Origin of the sequence: Paenibacillus sp. SC116 (genome assembly GCF_024733555.1) — a bacterium.
In the GTDB taxonomy this organism is placed as follows: Bacteria; Bacillota; Bacilli; order Paenibacillales; family Paenibacillaceae; genus Paenibacillus_B.
Window position 1 is genome coordinate 2,326,173 of sequence record NZ_JANIOF010000001.1, and the last position, 23,112, is coordinate 2,349,284.

General features: G+C 43.9%; 30 protein-coding genes. 5 read left to right on the forward strand and 25 right to left on the reverse strand.

Annotated features, from left to right (window positions below):
- Nucleotides 1-2: 2 nt before the first annotated feature.
- The 15 genes from NQ117_RS10095 to NQ117_RS10165 form a co-directional block, all read right to left on the reverse strand.
- Nucleotides 3-245, reverse strand: a complete 243-nt coding sequence (locus NQ117_RS10095) for a DUF2577 domain-containing protein (RefSeq protein ID WP_258277814.1) — start codon at nt 243-245, stop codon at nt 3-5.
- On the reverse strand, nt 245-1,195 hold the full coding sequence (locus NQ117_RS10100; protein ID WP_258277815.1) for an XkdQ/YqbQ family protein: 951 nt from the start codon (nt 1,193-1,195) through the stop codon (nt 245-247). The genes NQ117_RS10095 and NQ117_RS10100 overlap by 1 nt, the downstream gene beginning before the upstream one ends.
- A complete protein-coding gene (locus NQ117_RS10105; RefSeq protein WP_258277816.1) occupies nt 1,192-1,884 on the reverse strand; it encodes a LysM peptidoglycan-binding domain-containing protein in 693 nt (230 codons plus the stop codon). Before NQ117_RS10105 ends, NQ117_RS10100 begins: the two co-directional genes overlap by 4 nt.
- Nucleotides 1,885-1,914: 30 nt before the next feature.
- The gene (locus NQ117_RS10110) at nt 1,915-3,933 is read right to left on the reverse strand and encodes a tape measure protein (RefSeq protein ID WP_258277817.1); all 2,019 of its coding nucleotides are present in this window, start codon (nt 3,931-3,933) and stop codon (nt 1,915-1,917) included.
- Between the two features lie 188 nt (nt 3,934-4,121).
- Entirely contained in the window at nt 4,122-4,529 is a 408-nt protein-coding gene (locus tag NQ117_RS10115; RefSeq protein ID WP_258277818.1) for a phage tail assembly chaperone, read from the reverse strand.
- Between the two features lie 13 nt (nt 4,530-4,542).
- On the reverse strand, nt 4,543-5,001 hold the full coding sequence (locus tag NQ117_RS10120) for a phage tail tube protein (RefSeq protein ID WP_258277819.1): 459 nt from the start codon (nt 4,999-5,001) through the stop codon (nt 4,543-4,545).
- 17 nt (nt 5,002-5,018) lie between these two features.
- The gene (locus NQ117_RS10125; RefSeq protein WP_258277820.1) at nt 5,019-6,338 is read right to left on the reverse strand and encodes a phage tail sheath family protein; all 1,320 of its coding nucleotides are present in this window, start codon (nt 6,336-6,338) and stop codon (nt 5,019-5,021) included.
- 1 nt (nt 6,339) lies between these two features.
- Nucleotides 6,340-6,540 (reverse strand): hypothetical protein, encoded by a 201-nt coding sequence (locus NQ117_RS10130; protein ID WP_258277821.1) that lies wholly within the window; start codon nt 6,538-6,540, stop codon nt 6,340-6,342.
- Nucleotides 6,537-6,959: a phage tail terminator family protein gene (locus NQ117_RS10135; protein WP_258277822.1), complete on the reverse strand. Its 423-nt coding sequence runs from the start codon at nt 6,957-6,959 to the stop codon at nt 6,537-6,539. Before NQ117_RS10135 ends, NQ117_RS10130 begins: the two co-directional genes overlap by 4 nt.
- Before the next feature lie 8 nt (nt 6,960-6,967).
- On the reverse strand, nt 6,968-7,423 hold the full coding sequence (locus NQ117_RS10140; RefSeq protein WP_258277823.1) for an HK97 gp10 family phage protein: 456 nt from the start codon (nt 7,421-7,423) through the stop codon (nt 6,968-6,970).
- Nucleotides 7,424-7,447: 24 nt separating this feature from the next.
- Entirely contained in the window at nt 7,448-7,864 is a 417-nt protein-coding gene (locus NQ117_RS10145) for a hypothetical protein (RefSeq protein WP_258277824.1), read from the reverse strand.
- Between the two features lie 2 nt (nt 7,865-7,866).
- Nucleotides 7,867-8,229: a phage head-tail connector protein gene (locus tag NQ117_RS10150; protein ID WP_258277825.1), complete on the reverse strand. Its 363-nt coding sequence runs from the start codon at nt 8,227-8,229 to the stop codon at nt 7,867-7,869.
- A gap of 17 nt (nt 8,230-8,246) precedes the next feature.
- Nucleotides 8,247-9,170 (reverse strand): hypothetical protein, encoded by a 924-nt coding sequence (locus tag NQ117_RS10155; RefSeq protein WP_258277826.1) that lies wholly within the window; start codon nt 9,168-9,170, stop codon nt 8,247-8,249.
- Nucleotides 9,171-9,239: 69 nt separating this feature from the next.
- Entirely contained in the window at nt 9,240-9,965 is a 726-nt protein-coding gene (locus NQ117_RS10160) for a phage scaffolding protein (RefSeq protein ID WP_258277827.1), read from the reverse strand.
- A 196-nt stretch (nt 9,966-10,161) separates the two neighbouring features.
- A complete protein-coding gene (locus NQ117_RS10165; RefSeq protein ID WP_258277828.1) occupies nt 10,162-10,422 on the reverse strand; it encodes a zincin-like metallopeptidase toxin domain-containing protein in 261 nt (86 codons plus the stop codon).
- 229 nt (nt 10,423-10,651) lie between these two features.
- Here NQ117_RS10165 and nfi point away from each other — a divergent pair, with 229 nt between their 5' ends.
- Nucleotides 10,652-11,323, forward strand: coding sequence for a deoxyribonuclease V (nfi, locus tag NQ117_RS10170; protein ID WP_258277829.1), 672 nt, complete (start codon nt 10,652-10,654; stop codon nt 11,321-11,323).
- Between the two features lie 144 nt (nt 11,324-11,467).
- On the opposite strand, the gene NQ117_RS10175 is transcribed toward nfi, so the two are convergent.
- The 8 genes from NQ117_RS10175 to NQ117_RS10210 all read right to left on the reverse strand — a co-directional run bounded on the left by NQ117_RS10175 (nt 11,468) and on the right by NQ117_RS10210 (nt 19,484).
- Entirely contained in the window at nt 11,468-11,941 is a 474-nt protein-coding gene (locus NQ117_RS10175; protein ID WP_258277830.1) for a toxin-antitoxin system YwqK family antitoxin, read from the reverse strand.
- Nucleotides 11,942-11,972: 31 nt separating this feature from the next.
- The gene (locus tag NQ117_RS10180; protein WP_258277831.1) at nt 11,973-13,469 is read right to left on the reverse strand and encodes a minor capsid protein; all 1,497 of its coding nucleotides are present in this window, start codon (nt 13,467-13,469) and stop codon (nt 11,973-11,975) included.
- A gap of 292 nt (nt 13,470-13,761) precedes the next feature.
- Nucleotides 13,762-14,184: a hypothetical protein gene (locus NQ117_RS10185; protein WP_258277832.1), complete on the reverse strand. Its 423-nt coding sequence runs from the start codon at nt 14,182-14,184 to the stop codon at nt 13,762-13,764.
- Between the two features lie 2 nt (nt 14,185-14,186).
- Nucleotides 14,187-15,617, reverse strand: a complete 1,431-nt coding sequence (locus NQ117_RS10190; protein WP_258277833.1) for a minor capsid protein — start codon at nt 15,615-15,617, stop codon at nt 14,187-14,189.
- Complete coding sequence (locus NQ117_RS10195; protein ID WP_258277834.1) at nt 15,604-17,046, reverse strand: phage portal protein; 1,443 nt, start codon at nt 17,044-17,046, stop codon at nt 15,604-15,606. The genes NQ117_RS10190 and NQ117_RS10195 overlap by 14 nt, the downstream gene beginning before the upstream one ends.
- Nucleotides 17,047-17,053: 7 nt before the next feature.
- Nucleotides 17,054-18,304 carry a PBSX family phage terminase large subunit gene (locus NQ117_RS10200; protein ID WP_258277835.1) on the reverse strand — a complete coding sequence of 417 codons (1,251 nt, stop codon included), beginning with the start codon at nt 18,302-18,304 and terminating at the stop codon, nt 17,054-17,056.
- Nucleotides 18,301-18,891 carry a terminase small subunit gene (locus tag NQ117_RS10205; protein ID WP_258277836.1) on the reverse strand — a complete coding sequence of 197 codons (591 nt, stop codon included), beginning with the start codon at nt 18,889-18,891 and terminating at the stop codon, nt 18,301-18,303. The genes NQ117_RS10200 and NQ117_RS10205 overlap by 4 nt, the downstream gene beginning before the upstream one ends.
- 149 nt (nt 18,892-19,040) lie before the next feature.
- On the reverse strand, nt 19,041-19,484 hold the full coding sequence (locus tag NQ117_RS10210) for an ArpU family phage packaging/lysis transcriptional regulator (RefSeq protein ID WP_258277837.1): 444 nt from the start codon (nt 19,482-19,484) through the stop codon (nt 19,041-19,043).
- 188 nt (nt 19,485-19,672) lie between these two features.
- Between NQ117_RS10210 and NQ117_RS10215 the strand changes: the two genes are divergently transcribed.
- On the forward strand, nt 19,673-20,074 hold the full coding sequence (locus tag NQ117_RS10215; protein WP_258277838.1) for a helix-turn-helix domain-containing protein: 402 nt from the start codon (nt 19,673-19,675) through the stop codon (nt 20,072-20,074).
- 10 nt (nt 20,075-20,084) lie between these two features.
- Complete coding sequence (locus tag NQ117_RS10220; RefSeq protein ID WP_258277839.1) at nt 20,085-20,546, forward strand: ImmA/IrrE family metallo-endopeptidase; 462 nt, start codon at nt 20,085-20,087, stop codon at nt 20,544-20,546.
- Nucleotides 20,547-20,844: 298 nt separating this feature from the next.
- Here the strand turns inward: NQ117_RS10220 and NQ117_RS10225 are convergent, their stop codons facing one another.
- Together NQ117_RS10225 and NQ117_RS10230 are read right to left on the reverse strand one after the other, a co-directional pair.
- Complete coding sequence (locus tag NQ117_RS10225; RefSeq protein ID WP_258277840.1) at nt 20,845-21,678, reverse strand: uroporphyrinogen-III synthase; 834 nt, start codon at nt 21,676-21,678, stop codon at nt 20,845-20,847.
- Between the two features lie 12 nt (nt 21,679-21,690).
- Nucleotides 21,691-22,185, reverse strand: coding sequence for a SprT family protein (locus NQ117_RS10230; protein ID WP_375163059.1), 495 nt, complete (start codon nt 22,183-22,185; stop codon nt 21,691-21,693).
- A 152-nt stretch (nt 22,186-22,337) separates the two neighbouring features.
- On the opposite strand from NQ117_RS10230, the gene NQ117_RS10235 reads away from it, so the two are divergent.
- Nucleotides 22,338-22,688, forward strand: a complete 351-nt coding sequence (locus NQ117_RS10235; protein ID WP_258277842.1) for a hydrolase/acyltransferase — start codon at nt 22,338-22,340, stop codon at nt 22,686-22,688.
- Nucleotides 22,689-22,915: 227 nt separating this feature from the next.
- Nucleotides 22,916-23,056: a cortex morphogenetic protein CmpA gene (gene cmpA, locus NQ117_RS10240; RefSeq protein WP_258277843.1), complete on the forward strand. Its 141-nt coding sequence runs from the start codon at nt 22,916-22,918 to the stop codon at nt 23,054-23,056.
- Nucleotides 23,057-23,112 lie beyond the last annotated feature (56 nt).

The window sequence follows — 23,112 nt, forward strand, 5'->3', positions numbered from 1 at the left end:
TGCTACAACCTCCCCAAGACGACGAACTGCTGTCCGCCATTGTTGCGAAGCAGTACCACAGTGTCACCTACAAGAAGTTCAGGCAGGTCGCGAGACATAATAACCATGTCCCCTTCAATGACAAATCGACTATCTACTAAAATGTGAATAGGCGTTACTTTCTGTACTTGACCAAACATTACGGCAGCTGGCACACTAGCTGTATTTGCTTGCATAGAGATGCGTTTTATTTTTTCGCTCAGCATTACATCACCACCAGCTTCAAATTCATCGTTTCCTTCATTACATCATGCTTGCATTCATCAACAATGTACCAGCCGGACAGCCCGATCCCACTTAATTTCACAAAAATAGAACGGCCTGCACGCACCGTCAGATCAGCGAGCGCCTCTATACTGAGCGATTGCTCTGGACGATTTTTCAACGCTAGCAAGTTGTCGGCTAGTTTATCAATTTGTGCTTTATTCAGATCTTCATCCACTTTTTCATAATGCTGCAGCACGCCCCATCTTGCCATTGAATTACTATCATGGACAACGTATACATCACGTTTTCCTGTCTCTTTATTGTCACGGACGAGCTTAATTTGGTTCGCAGTTTCACCATCTATATCGCTGCTGTAGTCGTAGCTGGTTGCCAAACTTTGATCACCAACGATTAAATTAATCGTACTTTTTTTCACATCCGAAATACGAAGCTGACCATAATCGTCCCACAAATAAAACATTTGTTTTCCGTGAACAAGAGTTAGATCCAGTGCCTTTAAAATGATATCAAACAACGATTTACTGTCCTCGATCATAGAAGGAATGACGTGGCCCGTGTTACTAAGTTGGCCTGTCTTCAGCTTAAAATCACCCGCAATCTGGGCAACGATCTGATCGGCGCGTTTTCCTTTAAATACGTACGTATCTTTATTTTTTAAATAACGAAGCTGATCGTAGGCGACAACTTTCGTTTCGCCATTATCCGTCCTTGAATATTTAAAAACATAGCCGTAAAATAATCCCTTGCTATTTTCTTTAAACGATACAATGCCTCCGTGCTCTATTTCGATCTGCTTATCGTCCATCATCGTAAATTCAAACGAAGCAGGAGACCCTGCGCGTTTCGTATTCCAATCCGCGTCAGTGACTAACGTCGTAATGTCGTAAGAAGTACCCGTTTTTTTGTTTTGATAATAAATTTCGATCATAGCACCAGCACCTGCCCTGAATAGATCGTATACTTCGGCAAGCCCGTACCTTTGTTCCGCTTATCCATCAGCGCTTTATTTTTCGCATACAGCTGTGGGTACTTGCCGCCATCGCCGTAACGTTTCTTGCAAATCGCCCATAAGCTTTCTCCTTTAACAACGGTATGCGTTTTTGATGCTGGAGGACTGCCAGGACGCTTCGCCGCGCTAGCCCTCACTTTATTGTCCTTTGTCAGCGTTAACTTTTTCGGTGAATATGACTTCCATTCTTTTAATTTCAAGCTGAAATAAATGTCGCCTACCTCACCGGCACGCTCATCATAGCTCAAATCTTCGATACCCATGCTGATGTTAATATCTAAATCAGTACCCGTTAGGAGAAACTGAATCGGCTGCTGCGTATCTCGATATATCTGAATAGTCCGAATACAATCGATAGGCTTTAGCAATGTTTTTCCTGAATCCTCAGTTTCAAACAAAAATCCTGTTACATACGGTTCATAATGCGCAGGAAAAAAGGACTCAAACGAAACTTCGCGGAGTCCTTTGCGCTTTAATTTATTGATCTCCCCAATTCCCATCACGGTTACGGTTTCATTATGGCCGGGAGAGCTTATTTCCAGCTTTTCAGGCAAAACAGGAATTTCAACTTGTTTGCCACCAAGCTTCAAAAACATTTGATAACCCACCCTTGCCTCACCTCCCTCTAAACCTATTCATTATGAATAGGTTCCTTCGGCGCTCATCGCAATTTCATTAGCAAGGCGACGCTCCATCTCATTCATAACGTCGTTAACATCTACTTTTTCGCTAATGCTAGCGTTCATTGCAATCGTTGGCGTCATCGTGACAAAGTTTTGCACATAGCGCATTTCAGCTACGTCTTTCATCATCTGTAAATCTTCTTCTCCGATGTCCACCTCGCTGTTCACTTGCCCCACTTCACCGACTTTGCCGATGTTCGGCATCTTTCCAGCTCCAGCCGCTCCAGCTGTTCCGACTGCTCCGCCTCCACCTCCGCCAAGCCCTTTGTCCAATCCGTTCTCTTTCATTGCATCTCCGCTAAAACTAGAAGTGATGCCTTTTATCTTATCTTGCATTCCTTTACCCAAGTCAGAGCCTGCCTGATATCCTTTGGTACTGAATTCGGTAATCGACTTCGTCTCCAATCTTTGAGTCACTTTGTAGCCCTCAGGCATTTCACCCAACCAATCGTCCATCTGCTTCTGAATCCCCGTTACACCGCTTGCCAAATTGGAACCAAATACAGCATCAATCGCTTCAGCAATCCGTTTCACCGTATCGAGGACACTGTTCGCTAAATTCACAAAGAGTCGCTTAACACTATACACGGGATGATTAAACACATTCGCGAAAAACTCTACAAACGATGCCCAATAGTTCCATATCCCGACTACAATGTTATAGATAAAGGCATATAACCCAAACAACGCGCCGCCGATAAAGCCAAGGACTTGATCAAAGGTAACGCCCATATTGTTCAAAATAACGATTAACACACCTAGAGCAGCACCAATGAGTAGAATAGGCCAGTTCGCTAACATAAAGGCTGCGAATGCTCTAAATCCATTCACCATAGCCGCACTGCCCCATGCCCATAATAATGTGATCGCTGTTGTTCCCCACGCCCATATTAATGAAATTAAATACATGATCGCAGTGGTAGCCAATACCGTTAAAATCGGACCGATAATCGACCAATTGGATTGAACAAACGAAGCAACTGTCGAGATTATACTGATCAATCCTTCCACACCAGCAGCAATAGTCGAAATCGCCACCATGATGCCAGTAATCATCGCAGAACCTATATCACTATTCAAAAAATTGCTAATGCTTTGCATAACACCGGCAAACGACATCGCGGCAAAGTTTTTGATCTGCGTCCATGTCCCTTCAAAGGTACGCGGCAGCGCCTCAAACTTTGCTTCAATATCATCCGAAGCCGCAAATAACGCACCCTTCATAATGTCAGCGGTAATCAAGCCTTCAGCGGACAACTTTTTCAATTCGCTGGTTGATTTACCCGTAAAATCTGCGATCGCTTGCGCCAACATCGGCGCACTTGCCATCATAGATTCGAACCCCGCCCCTTCCAGCTTGCCCGACGCCATCGCTTGTGTCACCTGATCCATCCCTGCTTGCTGTTCCGGGGCTGATGCCCCGTTCACGGCAAATGACTTCTGCATCAGTTCTGAGAATGCAACGATCTCATTATTCCCGTTAAAAGAATCCCCCGCCGACAGTCCGAGTTTCGAGACCGTTCCAACCATGTCGCTGTAGCCCGTCCCAGATCGCTGAGCAGCACCAAATACCATCTTCTGCAAATTTTCATCCGGCTTCTTTTCATCTTTGATTACATTTAGACGGGCGTTATTGTTTGTATGCGTATCAACCGCCTGCATCGCTGAGCCTGCTCCCGCAGCCAAACTTGCGACAGCTGCCACCATAACACTTCTAACACCACTCCACGCACTTTTTACTTGTTCAGCGTTTTTGGCAGCTGCTTGTTGTTTCTTATTCAGCACATCCAGCCGTTGACTTGCCCCACTAATTGCGCTGCTCGTACCTGTGAACATCCGTCCAGGAGATGTTCTTGCACTTTGCGTATGCAGCATCTGCATCGATCGAATTACACGCTGCGTCCCTTGTGCAGCACGGTTCAACGTATTTGAGAAATTATCGCGTAACGCAAGCGTCGTCGATATTGTCGACATTCGCTCACCTCCTTAACGCTTTCGCTTTGCTTTGTCAGCTTGCTTTTTTTCATTTTCGAGCTGTAAATCTATGCTTGCATAAATAAAAGCCCGGACGTGCACAGGCTTATCCATGAGCTCATCCGGGCTAATTTTCAATCGATGCAGGGCATAGTGCGCATAGTTCGCTTCACCGTTGCCCTGCTGGATTAGTTTTTTGCTTCTTCTACCAACTCATTAATATCAGTCTCGAACCCATTCAGCTGCTGTACGCGCTGTACAAGCTCCGCATATTGACCTGGATTAAACAGCTTATCAATAAGCGCCTCTGCTCCGAGTACGCCGAATTTCTTCTGCAACGCCGCATCTTTAAAATTCGGCTCTACGCAGCAAGCGATTAAGAGACGGTTGGCATACAAGTCCGCATCCGTTTCAACATCTTTCTGGTGTGTTCGCTTATTAAAAGTGGCCTTTTGGCAGCTTTTACGAATCTCTTTATTTTCAGCCTCGGTAATACTTTTCATCACAAACGGGAACGGAAACGGCTTGATGCTCACTTCCGTTTGTACCTCCGCCAGCACGTCATTGTTCATTAAAAAATCCTGCAGTTTACCCATTTAGATAGCCTCCTTAAATTTTGTTGAACGGCGTTGCAATATCGAAGTCTTCAAACGTGAAATCTGCTTCCTCATCGAGCGGATCGTCAGAGTCGCCATCCAACTTCGTCAAGATAGTAGAATCGAGATTCACCCCAAACAAATTCACCACTTGTTTGCCTGCTGCGCTGGCTGGGTCTTCATTTTCCACCATCATATTAAAGTAAACGTCTCGTCCGTTATCTTTATACTCCTTCAATAAAGAACGGAACAACGGCGTCATATAGTAGATAGTCATGCTGCCAGTACCACTAATGCCTGTCGTCTTATGGCCTGTCATACGCTTGCCAATCGATTTAATTTCGGATTTGCTTTTTTCAATCGTTGCTTCAATCGTCTTAGCAAAAAACAATTCCTCATTGTTTCCATTAATTTTGGCGTATGCCTTGCCCTCTTTACCATTAATCGTATCTTGTGAATGTAGTTTCGCCATTTATATATCCCCCTCTTCTACACAACTTGAACTGTCATGTAGAGCTTCTCCATACTATCGTTAGGCTGCAGCACGCTATGAACGGCTACATCACGCTTGCCAATCCCTTGATCAATCGTAATGTCCTCACTATCAAAGTTGCTTATCGCACCAACCGCCTGATATTGCAACGCCAAAGAAACGAGATCTGCTTTAAACAATTGGCGTCCCGTATCATTGTTCGTGACAAGTCCGATATAAGACGCGCCGAAAATACGGGCAACATCGTTCGCCCAGCCATCCATCACACGCATCACACGATTGCTCGTCCAATCTGGTGACTTACCGCCTCCAAACGTTACTAAGCTATTAATGTCAGAAAGTACGCGGGCTTTGCTGCCTTCGCCGTAAAAGACGAACTCTCCCGCCTTAATCGCCGTTTCATACTGGCTCTTTGTATATTTAATATTTACATCAACTGCACCGTCATAAGTTGTATTTGTTAAGCTTTGATTGATTTCCGCTGCTGCTGTAGCCCCTGCTACCCACGCAACCGCTTGTTCACCGGAAACGACTGTCGTATCTTCGAGTACAACACCGTTCTTGACGTTAATAATACCCTCGTGATCAGCAGGCTGATTGTGCAGTACACATACCACTTTTTTGCCTTCATCTTCACGAAGACGCTTCGTGAATGCTACAAATAACGACTTCACACTCGTATCTGTACCTGGATAACCTAGTACGTTAAAGCTCTCAACTTCGAGTGCAGTCAAATAACCGCTGTACGTTGTTCCATTCGCTGTCCCATTTGTACCCCCTGTTAATGGAGCGGCAGCAGCCGCTACAAGCGCTCCCGTCGTACCGAATGTAACAAAAGCGTTCGCTGACAAGGCAGCAACGGAAGTTACGGTTTGCTTGTCTACCTCTTGCATACCTAAGTAAGTAATAACATCAAACCCACCTGCAGGATTCGTCAGTACCGCCACTCGAATGTCATTGCCGCGCGTACCGCTATATTTAGCTGTTGCCGTAAGACCGCCTGTCGTCTTTGTTGCCTTAACGCCACCACTGTTTGCACGATAGACAAGCAGCGTTTTCGCACGTTTAAAGCATTCACGAATAAGCAGCATCTCTGGCGCAGTAGCATCAAAGCCAAAAACAGTTAACGACTGTTTATTAAAATCAGCCGCATCCATCTTAATAAGCTTGTCCTCTGCACCCCAATTTAGTTGTAAAGGCAATGAAGCCACACCGCGAGCCCCCGCAGTTACACCGCCACCTGCAGATACAAAATTAATATAGGCACCTGGCAGCACTTTATTTTGAAACGTAAATGTTCCGCCTCCAATTGGCATACTAACACACCTCTCCCATCATAAATGTTTGAATAATCTCGTTTACTTCTACTAACGTGTACAATTTCTCATCTTCCAACAGCGCATCCAATACATCTGGATGGAAGACACTGGACTCCTCTTTAAGCTGCCACTTATAGAAAGAAGGCTCTGACAACATGTCAGAACCTTCTCGCTTGCTCTTCTTTATCGCTTCTGTCAAGGTGAAATCCCCCCTATCATTTGCAACTTGCCCATCGCATCCACCGCTTCGGGATCTTTCAACCCGCTTACGATGACGTCGAATGTAAAATGAAATACCATGTCATCCCCAGGTTCTGCTTGCGCTTTACTCACGTGAACAACTTGTCCATTAACGTTCAATTGCTCGAACTCAAAGTAAAGCTTCTCTGCCCAGTCGTGAAAGACCATATTGTCTTTTATAGACTTAAAATGCAGCAACTCAAAGCTGTACGTCCGCATACGCCTTCGTCCCAGCTTCGTTTCATGCTTCTGCTCCACGCAGCGAATGAAATGATGGCCATCCGCTTGTTTCGGAATTTCATCTACATAGATGAGTCGGTCGGGATAAACGGACTTTAAACGTTTGGCGATGGCTTTGATCAGATCGTTAACGGTCACTCGTCACATCATCCCCTTTCGAGATACTGTTTCAATCGGCTGCTGAATTTGCGCTGCAATCTCGGCTGCCTGCCAGCTTCCGCTTGCTTCATTGCACGGCGAAGTATATAGCGGCCTTTCACAAACGTACCGGACTTCGTACGGCGACCATACTCAATGACACGCGCATACGGCACGTTGTTGTATACGTCGATTTGATAGGTCGTGCCGCTTGTTTTCGGTCTGCTGCCATCATACTCATTATTGTTGGCATGAGCGCGATTGCGGTTGCCCGTATGAAAATGATTGCGATAACGTCCTGTATCAACAGCGTCAGGGTTACCACTGCTTGCTATCATCTTCGCTTGTCGTGCTGCATATTCCCCTTCTTCAATGAGCAGCTTCTGCGTAACCTGCGGCGCTTCGCGTTGCAACGTGATTAGCTTTTGACGATATTTGATAAGCTGCTTAACGTTTGATCCCATCGTCCATGCACCACCTTTGCCCTATCATGCCAGCTTTTCCGCCTTTAAACGCACTTCATTGTGCGTCGCATATCGCTTAGGAACGCCAACAACTTCGTAGCTGCTGGAGAGCTTGACTTGTCCGAATCGTTGGACTGTCACACGATCCCCCGCTTGAATTGAAACCGTGGGCGCTACATATAGAGTCGCTTCATATTCAATTCTGTGCTCCACAGTGGTTTGACTGCTCCTATCACTACCTGCCGAAAATGCGCAAGCGATGTTATCGTAGATGTTCGTCCATGTCGTACGGACGATGCCGTCCGCATCTTCTGCCGCCACACTTCTACTTACGCTGCAGCTATCCTCGTACGTTAGTTCGAGTGCAGTTCGTTCGGCTTCTGCATTGCCGAACATACGAAAATGCAGCCCCGTTGCAGCCATAGCAATACGTTCCAACATTGCTACCACCTCAGCTTTCGAAATGCCTGGAGCTGCACCTTATAATTGTCAACGATGTCTTTCACTCCACGAATATCTGCAACTGGCTTCGTATCAAAGCTAGTAGATACGTCGCCACGGCTTACAGACTTTGCTGTTGGTGGAATATGCTCGACACCGTACCTTTCTGAGCGCCACATATCCGCCGCCATACGAACGGCAACATTTTCGAGCAAGATCGGCATCTGATCTAGGTTGCAATAATTGACTATCTCATCATTTACTGTTTGCAACACCAATTGCAAAAGCGGATCTTGTTCGTTGCCCGTAATGCCGAGCAGCTGCTTTAGCTTGCTTAGCATTGTAGTAGAGATTATAGAAGTCATAAGGATCACACTCCTACTTATACTCCGATATTTACCCACACACCATCGATCTTGTTATCTGGAATCCACAAGTCATGGTATTTGCGATAATCCAATTTCCAAGCGTCTGCCTTCTGATTCGTATTCGGTTCAAAAATGCGTACCTTTTCTGTCTTGGAAACCGCAATCGGGCTGCGGCGCACTGTAATGATCCAGTTGATCGGTTTCGCACCAGTAGCTGGAACAAATCCGCCATTCGTTTGGCCTGTCGTGGACCCATCGTGGAACACATAAGCCGTCTTCATACGAGCGGAAGGCACGCGGATAATTGGGTTGTTGTCGAGCACTTTTACTTTGCGGGAAATGTTGCCTTGCGTAAACTCAGCAACCTCTAAGTTTTTCTCCACTTTATCAGCTAGATCAAGCTGTTTCGCGGCATGTGTGGACATCGTGATGACCATTTGCTCATTTTCACCAATAATGTCTTCAATCGCAGTAATATCATCAAGCAGCTTGTCATAAATCGTTGCTGCTGCTGGTGTATAAGCCGTTGTATTTACTTTGCCTTTTGCGTTAGCCATCGCGTAAATTTTGCTGTAGCGATACGCATCAATCTCAGGCACAACTAATGTGCGCTGGAACTCGCCCATCACATTAGCAGCAGTCGCAGCAAAGTTAGACTCATCCACATCCATCGCATCTAGCTGGAACGTGCGACCACGGTCCTGCGTCAGCGCATAGGTACCATACGTTAAGGATACGGACCCTTGAACGTAACCACGATCACGGTCATAATCACCAAGGCCGTCCATCGCGATCTTCGGAATTTTCACCTCATTACCGCCAGCGTATTTCACTTGCGCTGCATTTTCTTCCATCCATCCAGATGTCGCCAAAGCAACCATCTGCTCATCCAGCGAAGCTTGAAACAGCGTCGCGTATTGGAGCGTATTAATAGACATGTACATTCATCCTTTCGAAAATGGTTGTTAAAATAGTTGAAGCAATTGCAATAGAGCGCTGTTGGTTACCTACAAGTTAGGCAAACCCATTGCCGCACGCACTGCCGTTAGATTAGCAGCTTGCGAGTTAGGCGCTATGCCTGGATCGGCTGGTCTTGCCCCATGAATAGCTGGCAAGGTGAGATTTAGAAGCTGATCCTGATTGAGCATTGCGGGGTTGGACTGTAGTTGTTCCGCGTGGATGATTGGAGCAGTGCCATCTTGCATCTGCATAGACACTTGTTGACCATTCAGTGGATTCTGATTGATAAACAAGTAAGGCTTTGCCACTCGGATTGGAGCAATGATCTCTTCCAAATCCTGTTTCACATTGCCCGCTTCATCCAGCTCAATCTTGTCCATATCAATGAGATTGATCAGGTCTTCCGTGTCATGCACCTTGCCTGCGAGCGCCATTCGAATAGCAGCAGTACGCTGAATCGAAGCAAGCTCAGACTGGTAATTACGCGCAAGCTCATCCAGCTTGCCTTGCGCAACGATAACATCGGTAGCGATCTTGGAAGGATCGCCGCTGCCACCAATCGCTTTTAGCGCATCTGCTGCTGCCTTTAAGGCTGCTTCTGCGCTCGCCTTGCCTTTCGTTGCCGCATCATATTTTTCTGCGGGTACAAAACTTCCATCGTTCCCTACAACAAGGTCAACGTCTTTCCCCTCCTTTCCTTTGCCTTGCAATGCAGTTTCCACTTGCAAAACTAACTCCTCACCCAATAGCATTTTGATTGACTCAACAATCATGTTCTTGCTCCTTCCCGGCTGTTTATATAGCGACTTCCACGCTCATTGCCTCCACCAGTATATCTAGGACTGGCTGCCAGTAATGGGTATAAAAAAACCACCGCCTCTTGTAAAGAGAACGATGGTTTAATCATCAGGTGTTAAGTTGTGATATGCAGCTCATTGAGCGTATTTCCTAATTTGCTATATTACTATATTAATGCCTAAATGACCGAATGACCTGCACCGATTCTGCATTTAATCTGCAAAATGTCTGCAATGGTGGGAGTTGTTGAATGATGGGTTCATTCTGCACAGGGTGCGGCCAATCTCCATGCCTTACTTTATAAATATACTTCATAGAAAATAATATTTCAGCTTTTGAAAACTTGTCTTTGTTCTTCATTATTTCGTTAAAAACATACTCTTCCCTTTCAAGTCTTGATTGCTTTAAATATTTTTCCTTCCCCAATTTCATCCATTGCTCAGCATGGTATGATTCATGGACAGCACTTAAATAGGTTGGGTTTAAACAACTTCAATTCACGTATGCAAATAAATCTTTGTCCATCTGATGCTATTCTAATCTGACCAATTACGGGCATATCTGCCCTTCCTTGTAATCAAAATCTCCCGTCCCCTCTATAGAAAACGGAAATTTTTGATAAAATAGATCCGTTGCTTATTTGAAACTCGGAGGAAATAAAATGAAGACAAATGTACACAAGTGGAATTTATGTGAAGTAGAAGCCATTAAAATACAACAGGAATTATCCCAAAAAGTTATAAAAGAAGATTTTTCGGATCAAATTCAATACGTTGCCGGAGTAGACGTTGCTTATAGCAAAAGTAACGATAAATTAATAGCAGCAATTGTCATTTTAGAATCAGATTCATTGGAATTGGTTGAGTCAGTTGTTATTGAAGATACCGTTCAATTCCCCTATATTCCGGGATTGTTCTCATTTAGAGAACTTCCTCCAATTATCAAAGCATTTGAAAAAATAAAGACTACTCCTCAGCTAGTAGTTTGCGATGGGCACGGGCTTGCCCACCCTAGACGGTTTGGATTAGCCTCTCATTTAGGGGTCCTTTATGATATTCCTACAATTGGGTGTGGAAAAACGAAGCTGTTAGGCCATTTTATTGAACCTGATCAAAATAGAGGAGACCATTCACCATTAGTTGATAACAATGAAATCATTGGAAGTGTATTACGAACACAGAAGAGCATTAAACCCATCTTTGTTTCAATCGGTCATCGAGTATCCCTAAAGACTGCCTGCGAGTGGATACTCCGATTGTCACCGAATTATCGATTGCCGGAAACGACTCGACAAGCAGATCAGATCGTGAAAAAAACTTTGTCATATATATAAAATTTTATTTTCCAGTTAAAAGATGGGCAAATCCTGCCCATCTTTTAATAGTACCCCATCTAGAAACTTAATCCGATTTTCTATCCTCATTCAAGTTAATATTCCCTGATCCTTTCAAAAGGGAATTGTTAGTCCCTAGTATTACTATTTTCCCTCTAACTTTTTAGCTCGTTTATTGTACTTTTCGATCATTTTTTTATCAAATTCACTAGGTTCTGTTTTTTCGGTAACTAATTCTCCTGCTTCACTCCACTGTCTGTATGTTACACAAAATCCATACTTATATTCTTCTTTTGATTTTATGTTACCATTTTCAAACCAAGTGATTTTTTTTCCTGATATGACCCCATTGCTCATTTGTTGAAAACTCGTAACTTTACCACTTTCATAATAATTTACATTATCTCCATCAGACATACCATTTTTATAATACGCATAGTATGCCAAACTACCATTTTTATACCTTTCATAGAGTATACCTGATATAGGTATTCCCCCTTCATCTAAGGGTTTATTAAAAACTTCTTGCCCATAAACCCCAGAATAACAAACGTCCCCAGTGAACTCTATGCCATTAGATAATACAAATTCCACAGGCAAAATGTCGATACCTTCCACTTGGATACCCACCTCTCAATATTACTTACTTTTACAAATCAGATAGTATAGGAAAGCCTTTTAAAATATAGTTACAGTGTGGACAGGTATGAAACGGAATATCGGTTACAGGCTTTGTTGAGCCTCCTGGCTTAATAACGTATATTAGTATATCATCAAGAGTGGCATTATCATTATCCAATAATGCTTTATTAGCCGCATATACTTCAGCGTGAGACCCTGCGCCATGAGTATACAGACTATATGAATCATAAACATCATCCGGCATGTCAATAATTCCTTTTTCAATGTGAGGGTGTAATTCTTTTGGTAATTTGCCTTCAACATCATTAATTGCTGTGTAAATCTTACCAGTAGTTCTATCATATGCTCCTGCAACTGCGGGACCAAGCTGCTTATTAGTGAGACCAATATCTTTCAACATTTGTGCCTCTTCAATAACATGGTTTTTAAGTTTCAGAATTTCCTCTGGTGTAAAATTATCCAGAGAACTTTTACCCGTCCCCTCAACCTGCTCCTTACGCCACTGCTCATATGTCATGTCCTTTGGCAGAGGTTGCCCGCTCAAACGCAAATTTTCCATACCATCCGTAATTTCAATCGTAGTCGAGCGGCAGCGCGGGTGCATCGGCGGATAGTTAGTACCTCTTTTCGCATCCGATACGTTAAACTTCTTATCATCCAGAATTAAGCAAGTATCACTAGTACGTCTATCTAATTTTGCCACATATTCATATTGCTTTACACCAGCCGCTTCGTATGCCAGCCGAATCGCTTCATTATGGAAATACGCACTTTCTCCCTGTACGAGAATCTCTATATGCTTAAACGATGCTCCCATTTGATCGGACAATTCTTTTGATATCACATTGCTACCTTTGCCATGACGCCATCCTTGTGTGACCGTTTCTTCCATTTCAAAATGCAGCCTATTGATATTTTCTGCCATCCGATCTGCAAAGTTAACACCATTCCACGGATGAGATAATACATCTGTCATCTCCGAATCGAGCTTCTTAAACTCTCGTAACGAGCCATGTCGCTGCTCAATATCGAATATTTTCTTATAGTACGCTTCCGAATACAACGCTTCAAATGCATTCCACATTTGACGAACATTTTTAGCGCCCAAATCATCCAACGCGATCCGCATTTGTCCAGATACAAGGTCAAGCCGAGTACGCGGAGAGGCACTACACTCCACCATCTTCAGTCTAGATTGCAGCAATTGTTTAGCAGCATCGTCCTTCTCCTCATCGATGCGCTTCGCCCAATCCTCTACACTATCCTTCCATTCTTGCATCTCTGCCGTATTCAGCAACTTAGCTGCCCTGTCGTCCGCAGACCCTTGTTCTTCCTCATAGCGAACAAAAAAATCATTAACACTAATCCGAATCTCACGTGCCGCTTGCTCATATTGCTTGAACAGTTCCCGCATTACCCCAGAGCCGGCTTCTAAACTTTCTTTCTCCCGAGTTAACGCACGTTCCAGCCATTGCTCATCATCGTCCATCAATACTATCACCACCTGTCTGTTCCCCAGCCTTATAAATGGACAGCAAAAAGACACCTTCAACAGCTAAGAAGGTGTCTTTTCGTCTAGCTACTATGACTGCCATCAACGATTAGTTAAAAGTTACGACTAATCTTCAAGTTCATCTTCCCTGTCATCAAAAAAGGCCTCAAACGCTACATCAAAATAATCTCCATTACTTGATAAAGGATAGCGTTGAGGCATTCCATTATGATCTAGAACATGATCAAGCCCTTATTTTTGCATCACTCAAGTAGTTTGAGATAACTTGAACAACGTCAATAATTTACTTGAAGCGTTCTAAACCATTGTACGGGTTCGAAATGTTTTCACCTACTTCTTCTATGGTTTCTAAAACTTCATTAAGTATCAATTCATCTATATTTCTATTTTGATTAATTGACTTTTTAACTTCTGAAAAACAATTTTCTAAACCAAGATTAACGATAATTGACAGCATAATATCTACTTCTTCATATGAATCCGTATTCCACAAACTACAAAGGATCTTATCTACTTGTGTTCTTGTGTTGCTTTCTAAAAGTTCGTAAGTCATGACTTGCCTATCAGTTAATTGGCTAAGAATTAATAAAAGCACTCGTTTATCAACTTTTTTTTCTTCAAACTCTAGCAGTGCTTCTTGAAACATTATTTCTAACATCGTTGTTGGCAATATATCAGGTAACTTTTCAATTTCTTCAAGATTCATATTCATTTCCCTTCTATTGGAACGTGAACTTCATTTAAAGACTGGTTTTTAGTCCATGTTCCATCTGTTTTTAACTGTTTGTTACCTACTTTTATCTGTGCAGTCCATCGTGTTCCTGATGCAGCTCCAGGATACTTACTTGCAGCAACAGGGTCTGGCGAATGCCATCGAATTATCGCCTTTTGCCCATCAGCTAGTAAAAATTCATACTTAGCTCCATCTGTAATGGAAGTTGTTTTAACAAATGTGCTTGAAACTCCCTGTGGAATGATTGACTCTAAATCGGATAAGCTAATCTCTCCATTATTAAGTAGATTTTGTACCGTTTGTCGAGCCTCATCTCTTGTAAGTGTCTCTATTGAGGTTTTTTCAATTGATTTTTTATCATGGCCCGCCCCTCCATCATACTCAACCGTAATCGAACGGCAGCCCGGATGAAGTGGAGGGAAATTAACCCCGATTATAGCATCGGACACGTCAAATCGTTGGCCATTCAGCTCACGACATTCAGTACTTGTGCGCTTATCCAGCTTCGCCACATACTTATACTGTTTCACACCGCTTGCACGATAAGCCAGGAGCGTCGCTTCACTATGAAAATGAGCAGACTCCGAATTAATAATTCGTTCCACCTGTTTAAATGAAGTACCCATACGAGCTGCTAAATCTTTCACAACGGCCGAACTACTCTTTCCTTGGATAAGCCCTTGCACCATCGTCTCTCGCAAATGATATTGCAGCTTGCTCATATTAAATGTCAAGCGCTCTGAGAAGGTAGTCCCGTTCCAAGGATCCGATAGTGCCTTCGCTATCTCCTCCGCATCGAGATGGTCATCATGACGTATCTCCTTATCAACGAACTGCTCTTCATCATTCTGCTTCATATCGGATATTTTCTTAGCGTACACGTTCGATAGCAACGATTCAAATGCCTTCTCCATCTGCTGAGCGCCCGCTACATCAAGCTGGTCAAGTGCCATCCGCATGTGCCCAGATAATACGTCAAACCGCGAACGCGGGGGGCTAGTGCCGCATGTGATCCCTTTCAGCTTTGCCTGAAGGCGTTCACGAACAGCACGATTCGTCTCTTTGTCTATGCGTTCCTCCCGTAATACAACGCTATCATTCCACTCTTTTATCTCAGCAGCCTCAAGATGCTTTACAGCTTGGTCGTACAGCAGAACCTGCTTCGTTTCTATCGTTCCAGCAGCTCCTTGACTCTTACTTCTGCTCACATAACGACCATAAAAATCGTTCACCATACGACGAAGATCACGAGCAGTGCGCTCGTACATTTGATACAACTCTTCCTTTAATTTCTCGCCCATTGCAGCACTCTCTGCTTCAAGCTGTATCACCCGCTCCAGCCGTTTCGCTTCACGTCTGGCTACATCTTCATCATCCTGCGCCAATTGCTCATCATCGTTCATCATTTACGGCACCACCGCTCTGCATGGCTCCCATTGCATCATCAAACATACCCGAACCAAACTGCTCAACCGCTTCCTGCTGCTCCTGCTTAAGCTGTTCCATTTCCTCATCCACATCGCGTACCCAAGGATGGTTCGCAAGTCGTGTCCGCTTCGATACGATGCCTTCCGAATTGCGAATGTTTGTAATAATATCCGTCTCATTGACCGGCAAATCCGCATTAAATAGGACCTCAAACTTCTCTTTGCTAAAGTCACCTTTGCCAGCAACCTGAAAATAAACATCAAAAAACACCTTCATCTGCACGAAGGTGTCTTGTAGTTCAGCAGCTAACGCTGCGCAGTCTATATCCAAATCCATATATCTAAAGTTAATAGCCGTTCCGCTAGCACTGCCGAGATTAGGGTCTTTCGTATCCACTGCACTTGCGAAGTCGAATATGTCACGTCGATTTTTTTCTAAAAATCTCATCACTGCATCGACGTTAATATCCGCTTGCAGCTTATCTACACCTCCATCCCCGTCCACTTTGATCGCTAGATGCTGATTCAGATCCTTTACAAACTCGCTTAGGTCTGTACCGCCATAATTTTTGATAATATAAATAAATTTCGCAACATCTCGCAACACGTCTGCCGTTACAGAGGACTGCCAGTTGTAATCATTAATCAAGTCTTTAATGAAGTACTGCAGCGGCAATTCCTCTTCGTTGTATTTCACCCAAGCAATCGGAACCGTATCGAAGTTGTAAGGCTTCCCATCAATCTGAAAATGCGCCTCTTCACACACTCCTGAGTCATAATCAGCCACGAGTTGCCTGCCGCCATTGCCATTATTCTTGAATCGCTTCACACCATTAACATCCCAATATTCCGCTCTCAGCACAGTCTTCTTCCGTGCTCCATCAAATACTGTCTGCTCGTAAAAACGAATATAGGCACTCATCTTCGTCCGTTCTGCATCTGACCAGAGCGGGATTACTTCCATTGACGGCAGCCTCATAAACTTAAGCTTTCCACCATCAAAAAAAGGAGCTAAATAAGCGATTCCGCTCTTCACAGCTCCTTTACCTAATGACTTCATTTTGCGGCGCAATTCATTGTCAAACATCTCATTTAACGCTCCGTTGTATGGTCTATTTTTACTGTCCACCGTAAACGGCTTAGACAACAAATAATTCGCCTTCTGATCAACTAGCTTTTTTAGAATCGGATGCTCCATACGCACATTCGATCGATTTCGGATGTCATTGTGCTTTCGCTGTACATCCGACCGATTCCGATAATATTGCTCTGCCTCGACCATAATTTTGTATTTTTCCGAGGTTTTAAAGCTTCTAATCTCTTCTTCTACAATCTGCTCAATTGCCATCGGAGCGTTGTCTGCAATAATCTGCTCCATTTCATATAATCGATTCTCTAACAACATCATGTTCACCTCACCTTAAAATGGTAATACTTGATCGATTCATCTCATCCTCTAACGCGTATCTCACAGCATCAATGCTATGGTTGTCCTTATCCGAATAACCTGCCTTGTACCCTCCGTTGCCATCAGGCTTTAGCTCATATTGATAAAATTCTCGTTTCGTATTCGGGCATCGGATAGGATCGATTACAATCTCCTCTAAATCTTGTAAAAATTTAATCCCATAGGCTACGCTATCAGGACCTTTTACAGCTCTCGTTACCCGAAGTCCATGCCCTTTCAGTTCATTGATCGTACGCGGCTCAGCCGAATCCGCCGTCACCGATTGATTAAGCTTGTTTTCCTCTCGTATATGTTCGACCAGCTGTTTGTTAGACATTTGAGTTTTATGAACTTCATAGAAAATGTAAAGCCGTCTGCGCGTCTTGTCATAATGACAAACCGTATAATGAGAAGGATCATTGGCATATCCAAAATCAAGTCCACGCTTCACCCGATCAAACGCACTGATTTCTTCATCTGAAACCGTTCGAAACGAAATGTTTCTAAACACTTCTCCTCCACTTCCCGTTACCGCTCCCATATATTCATGCTCGTAGCGGTCTGGTCTCGTTGCTTGTAAGTGCTCTGCCTCAATTACAAATTGCTTCCCCAGCCAGTGATCAGGTACAGATAAATAAGTGCTGTGATGAATGAGTCGATCTTGACGAGTTTCGGTTAGTTCTGCATTTAGCCAATGTCTCAAAGTCTGTGGTGGATTAAAACTGTAAAAGACAACGAACCTCGTTCCCCCGCGCAGCAAGGATTGGTTAATCGAGCGAATTTCTTCCATACCTGCAAATTCGTCTACCTCTTCATACCAGACATATTTAAAATATCCTTTTGCCAACTTGGTAGACTTCAACTTCGTAACGTTGTCCGCCCCGCGAAACCATATTTTTTGCCCCGTCGGTAAATAAGTCAGCTCTAGCTTGGATTTAGGTATATCCCACAAATGGGACACTTGAAGTCGTTCTATCGCCCATACATATTGCTCAAACACCGATTCGCGCAGCGTTTGCTTCACTTTACGAATAGCCATCGCATTAGCTAATGGATCTTCCATCATCCCTTTAATCGTCTCAATACTCACAAAGGATGACTTCGTTGATCCCCGCCCGCCTTTTAACCAATAATGTGTATGAAGTTCTTCTTTTATATCGTGGTGTACACTGTAAAAATGAGGAGCGATCAGACTGGACATCGTGACATGAGTCATCATGGATTCCCCAACACGTCACGCATAGCGTGATGGCGTGTTTCTTGAGTTTCATGAATTCCATGAGTTTGGTCATGCAAAATATGCGAAGGTTCACGTGGAATCGGGACATCATCCACGATATGAACTACACCTTGGACATCTATTTTTTGCTTGTCCTCCCACATACCAAATCGTTTCCCTAACAGCTCCAACGCTTTAATCTTGTCGGCAAATCGGATAACCCGCTCTACCCCATTTCCATCCTGCGTTGGAATCATCCTCACCTTCACACTAGCGATTGCTGCCGTGTCATCTGGCGATACGTCAGCTTGCATCGTCGCATCCTCTAAATTAATAATGTTAGGTGCATTCACAAAGGCAATCCGAGCCAGCTCGCGTATAATTCGCTCCTGATTCACACCAACGCGCCTTGAATGTTCGGCCATTCTGTCGTCTATGTACTCACGCACTTTTGCATGCTTCATTAATCTGCATGCTTGTTGTTCAGCCGAATTCGCGCTATAGCCCGCCCTGATTGCAGCCTGCGTGGCATTGAGGTCAATCAGGTACTCATCTGCAAATCGTCGTTGTTTGGCCGTCAATGCCATACTCGAGTCCCCCCTCCTTCATTAGGATAATTAGCCTCTCGATAAAACGTCCACACTACTATCCTATAGCGTTTTTTGCCAACTCACCTGCAACAATTCTGCAACCTATCTGCAAAGTTTCTGCAATTTCTATCTACAAGCAGACTTCATTAAGAAGCCACTTCTTCATGAAATACTTCTAGTCTTAGCGCGTATGCAAGCTGCTTCATTGCTTTCGACTTGGCATAATAATAAGAACGCTCCGACATGTGCATAGCTACGTATACATGAATGTCTGTCACCCCATCATCGCCAAGATATCTCATTTCTATCATTCGACGATGCATATCTGCTAGTTGACTTACCGCCTTCATCACTTGATCGTACTCACGCTGCAACTGCTCTTCACGATCCACATTATAAGTCGCAAGCATCGCTGTCTGATCACTTTTCACATTCGTGTTGCTGCGCGGCGCATCGCTGTACACAGCTGTAACTCTAGCTTCACGGCGGATAAAACCAAACTTGTTATACAATCTGGCCGATTCCAATCTTTCTTCTACTTTTCTGGATGTTTTGCGCGCATGAAGCTTCAATCCCTCACCAGTCCCCATAGTAGATGCCCCCGTTAGCTCTCACATTTAGTTTCGTATGCGCATAATTAAATATGCGTTGACGAATATTAAGACTATACAATTAAATATTCGCTAGCGCAATACTTTTCGACAAATATAATTGCGCGCGCGCAATCAATTATATATAATAGAATTATGTGCAGTAACAGCAGAATGAGGTGATTAGAGTGTCAATGAAACACGATCATTTTGGCGATATATTAAAACATCTTCGTAAAGATTCTGGATTTAAAACACAAAAACAGTTGTCAGAGTCATCCGGTATTTCACAGACTACCCTTTCAAGAATCGAGGCAGGCATACAGAAACCAATGCCTGACACGTTAAAAATGTTGGCGAAATATTTGCAGACTTCCACCTACGAACAGCTCATGGAGAAAGCAGGATATTTCGAGAAGAAGCTGTCTTACGAGGACACGATTATTGAAGATAAATCTACATTAATTAACGAGAGAACGCATGAGCCTTATACATTAGCGGCTCATCACGATGGTGAAGATTGGACGGAAGAAGAGCTTGAGGAGATTGAAAGATTTAAGCAATTTGTAAAATCGAAGCGCAAACAATAGGAGCGACGCCATGAGCTATGAACACTTGCTTAGAGAGGCAGCACAACAAAAAGTAGATACCTATGAAATGCCGATGACATCAAGAAATAAAGGCTTCTATTCTGACAAAGTGATCTGGATCAACAAGCATATTTCTACGAACATTGAAAAAGCGTGTATTCTTGCAGAGGAACTCGGTCATTACTATACCACTTCTGGGGATATAACCAATCAAAGTGTGCTATGCAATCGAAAGCAGGAGAAACGCGCACGCAATTGGGGATATAACAGACTCATTTCGTTAGATATGATTATTGAGGCCCATAAGTGCGGTATTCGCAACCGCTATGAACTCGCTAATTACATTGGGGTTACGGAAGAATTTCTCGACTCTACCATTCATCATTTCCAGGAAAAGTACGGTTTCTCCGCAACGGTTGGTAAGTACACGATCTGTTTCGAGCCTTTAAGCGTAATTGAGTGGTTTGAATAGCATCATACAAACGGTCGTCTACCAGATTGTCATTGTTTATTAGTATTCCGGTGATTTCATGTCCACACTGCTGTCAAATTGTCCTTCCTAATCTTTGACGTTTCTTCAGGAAGTCCTTGACTACTTTATGGACTTATCACCCGGCTCCTAGATAGGGGATAGAGACTACTTCAAGCCTCCCCTTTGTTTTCTTCATTATTCAGTCGGCGGTATTATCTAAATAAAAAATTTCCAGAGTGCAGTCATGTGACCATACTCTGGAAATTTAAAATCGTTATGGATGATAAAATAACGCCAACTAATCTACACTTTCTTCATGCTGCCCATCATACCATTGTGCCAATCTCACAATTAAAGCACCCATTCGTTCCTCTTGTGGAACAAGAATGCGCTCAACTCCTTCATCACGCAGTACACCAGCTGTCACCTTACCCACGGCAGCCGCTAACGTGCTCGATGCAAATTGCTGCAACAACTCTTTCTCCAATCCTTGTTCACGTGCGTATTCAAATAAAAATCTTGGTTGAGGTGCGCTCGTCATAACAACAGCATCAACTTGGCCCTGAATAATTTCATCCAGCAGTTGCTTCATCACTTCAGGCTCAGGTGGAGTATGGCGATATGGCATCAGTTCTGAATAGCTAGCCTGTGCTTCCTCAAAGAAGGCCACTAATGCAGGAGCAGGATCGCCATGAAGCTGAAGCGAAACCGTTTCACCCTTAAAATGCTCCGCTCCATATTCTTGCAGCGCTCTGATAAGCCCTGCCGTTGATCCATCATCATCACGAACTTCCGGCACAATTCCAAGTCGCTTCAAAGCGTTCATCGTCTTGTAGCCCCGCGCAGCGTGCCGCAGTTCCTTAAGTCGCTCCTTCAACGCTTCAGCCTTGCCAGATGCTTCAGCCGCTTCCATCAGCGTATTAATGCCTATCCCTGTTGTCCATATAGCCCATGTAAAGGGAGTGTGAAGGAGCTTGTCCACTTCTTGATCCAGATGCTCAAATTGTGCATATACCGTACCTTGCGTCGGTCGGATGAGCGGTGTTCCCCCTTGTTTCATTACTATCGTTGCCATCTCTTCCGCCTTACGCGGTCCAGTAAGTACAATCGTTTTGCCTGCTAGTTTCGCCATATCTATCCCCTCCTATTTTGAACTTGGATTTGTTCCAGTCTCAACAACAATACGCTCCATGGTGAGCGCCCCTCTACAACGGCCGCATACATACTTCCGAACGTCTACACGACGCTTGCGCAAATACGTAAGGCTACATTTTTTACATACCAGCCTGTATCGATAGGGCTCTCGCCGCTTCTTCTGCAAGCTGGGAATCGCTTTGCAAAATCTTGATCCGCCAACCTTTTGCAGCAGTTCCTTAAAGTCCTTATCCCGATGCTGGTATCCTCTGCCCTCAAGGTGAAGATGATAGTGGCACAGCTCATGCTTAATGATGCTGATTACCTCTTCTTCCCCGTGGACTTCCCACTGCTTCGGATTGATTTCGATATTATGTGATCGCAGCAAATATCGTCCGCCAGTCGTCTTCAATCGGGCGTTGAACGTTGCTCGATGGCGAAACGGCTTGCCGAACGATTCGATGGAAATCTGCTCTACCATCTGCTGCAAAATAGATTCCGTTATCCGTATCATGGAAAGAGCACCACCTTCTATATCCTTAATCGATCGTCCACTGTCTTTAGACGTTCTCTAGTTTTCCATACTTGAATTTGTACTTGAAGTCCTTTACACTGTCAAGAGAATAATGGCAATTGAACGTGAAGGAGCGACAGAATATGCCGAATATGCGCTATCTTATTTTGCAACGAGATACGAAGCTGGAGTTCGTAGAAATGCCGACTGACTATGCTTATCAACTAAGTGCGTTAAACCTCCGTTTGAATAAAGAAATCGGAAAATTAACGGCTCAAGAAATTCCTGTACTGCCTGTTGCAGTAGCAGAATGCGATCATCTTGAATTGCTTCGCGAGCAGGATCAGGTTGTAAGCGGGCTTCATTATTTGAACGAGCTTGAACAAGCATTTGCATCCATTCGTGAAACCGAATACCCGCTGATCTCGCTGCTTACAGAAATCCGCGCACTGCAAGCTCAAATGGAACAATGGTATGAGGATGAAGTTGTTTAATGATTAAGCTAACATAAACGTATCGCAGCCTCACCCATAAGGGATTGTTATTTCAGATTGATTCACTAACTAAATCAAGCGCTACTAGCTCCCGCTGCTTAATCGCGCAGGAGTTTTTTTATTTGGAACAGCTTATGTACTTCACAGGACCTGCACCTTCTATGACAAATGCCCATATGATAACGGTACAACATCGTATCGTCATCCTTAGAAGGAGGGAATAGCCCGTGCCGCAATGGTTAAGCAATCAGCTTATGAAAGCCTATCAGAAAAAGGATCGCAGGCAGATCAAGCTGCTCAATGATTGTTGGTTTTTTTATCGTTCGAAGCCTTCGGTTCGTTCATTCCAGTCGAAGACAACTCAGTAATCATCTCAGCAAATCATTCAACAAACGCTAGGCTTCCGCCGTCCCCTTTCGGAATA

Excerpts from the sequence above, each read along its gene's own strand:
- NQ117_RS10205 (WP_258277836.1), bottom strand. The coding sequence starts at position 18,891 with ATGGCATTGACGGCCAAACAACGACGATTTGCAGATGAGTACCTGATT.
- NQ117_RS10115 (WP_258277818.1), bottom strand. The coding sequence starts at position 4,529 with ATGGGTAAACTGCAGGATTTTTTAATGAACAATGACGTGCTGGCGGAG.
- NQ117_RS10150 (WP_258277825.1), bottom strand. The coding sequence starts at position 8,229 with ATGACTTCTATAATCTCTACTACAATGCTAAGCAAGCTAAAGCAGCTG.
- NQ117_RS10125 (WP_258277820.1), bottom strand. The coding sequence starts at position 6,338 with ATGCCAATTGGAGGCGGAACATTTACGTTTCAAAATAAAGTGCTGCCA.
- NQ117_RS10165 (WP_258277828.1), bottom strand. The coding sequence starts at position 10,422 with ATGAAATTGGGGAAGGAAAAATATTTAAAGCAATCAAGACTTGAAAGG.
- NQ117_RS10235 (WP_258277842.1), top strand. The coding sequence starts at position 22,338 with ATGCCGAATATGCGCTATCTTATTTTGCAACGAGATACGAAGCTGGAG.
- NQ117_RS10140 (WP_258277823.1), bottom strand. The coding sequence starts at position 7,423 with ATGGGATCAAACGTTAAGCAGCTTATCAAATATCGTCAAAAGCTAATC.
- NQ117_RS10145 (WP_258277824.1), bottom strand. The coding sequence starts at position 7,864 with ATGTTGGAACGTATTGCTATGGCTGCAACGGGGCTGCATTTTCGTATG.
- NQ117_RS10160 (WP_258277827.1), bottom strand. The coding sequence starts at position 9,965 with ATGATTGTTGAGTCAATCAAAATGCTATTGGGTGAGGAGTTAGTTTTG.
- NQ117_RS10155 (WP_258277826.1), bottom strand. The coding sequence starts at position 9,170 with ATGTCTATTAATACGCTCCAATACGCGACGCTGTTTCAAGCTTCGCTG.
- NQ117_RS10210 (WP_258277837.1), bottom strand. The coding sequence starts at position 19,484 with ATGGGGACTGGTGAGGGATTGAAGCTTCATGCGCGCAAAACATCCAGA.
- NQ117_RS10100 (WP_258277815.1), bottom strand. The coding sequence starts at position 1,195 with ATGATCGAAATTTATTATCAAAACAAAAAAACGGGTACTTCTTACGAC.
- NQ117_RS10195 (WP_258277834.1), bottom strand. The coding sequence starts at position 17,046 with ATGATGTTGTTAGAGAATCGATTATATGAAATGGAGCAGATTATTGCA.
- NQ117_RS10220 (WP_258277839.1), top strand. The coding sequence starts at position 20,085 with ATGAGCTATGAACACTTGCTTAGAGAGGCAGCACAACAAAAAGTAGAT.
- NQ117_RS10185 (WP_258277832.1), bottom strand. The coding sequence starts at position 14,184 with ATGAATCTTGAAGAAATTGAAAAGTTACCTGATATATTGCCAACAACG.
- NQ117_RS10225 (WP_258277840.1), bottom strand. The coding sequence starts at position 21,678 with ATGGCGAAACTAGCAGGCAAAACGATTGTACTTACTGGACCGCGTAAG.
- NQ117_RS10095 (WP_258277814.1), bottom strand. The coding sequence starts at position 245 with ATGCTGAGCGAAAAAATAAAACGCATCTCTATGCAAGCAAATACAGCT.
- NQ117_RS10200 (WP_258277835.1), bottom strand. The coding sequence starts at position 18,304 with ATGATGACTCATGTCACGATGTCCAGTCTGATCGCTCCTCATTTTTAC.
- NQ117_RS10110 (WP_258277817.1), bottom strand. The coding sequence starts at position 3,933 with ATGTCGACAATATCGACGACGCTTGCGTTACGCGATAATTTCTCAAAT.
- nfi (WP_258277829.1), top strand. The coding sequence starts at position 10,652 with ATGAAGACAAATGTACACAAGTGGAATTTATGTGAAGTAGAAGCCATT.
- NQ117_RS10190 (WP_258277833.1), bottom strand. The coding sequence starts at position 15,617 with ATGATGAACGATGATGAGCAATTGGCGCAGGATGATGAAGATGTAGCC.
- NQ117_RS10120 (WP_258277819.1), bottom strand. The coding sequence starts at position 5,001 with ATGGCGAAACTACATTCACAAGATACGATTAATGGTAAAGAGGGCAAG.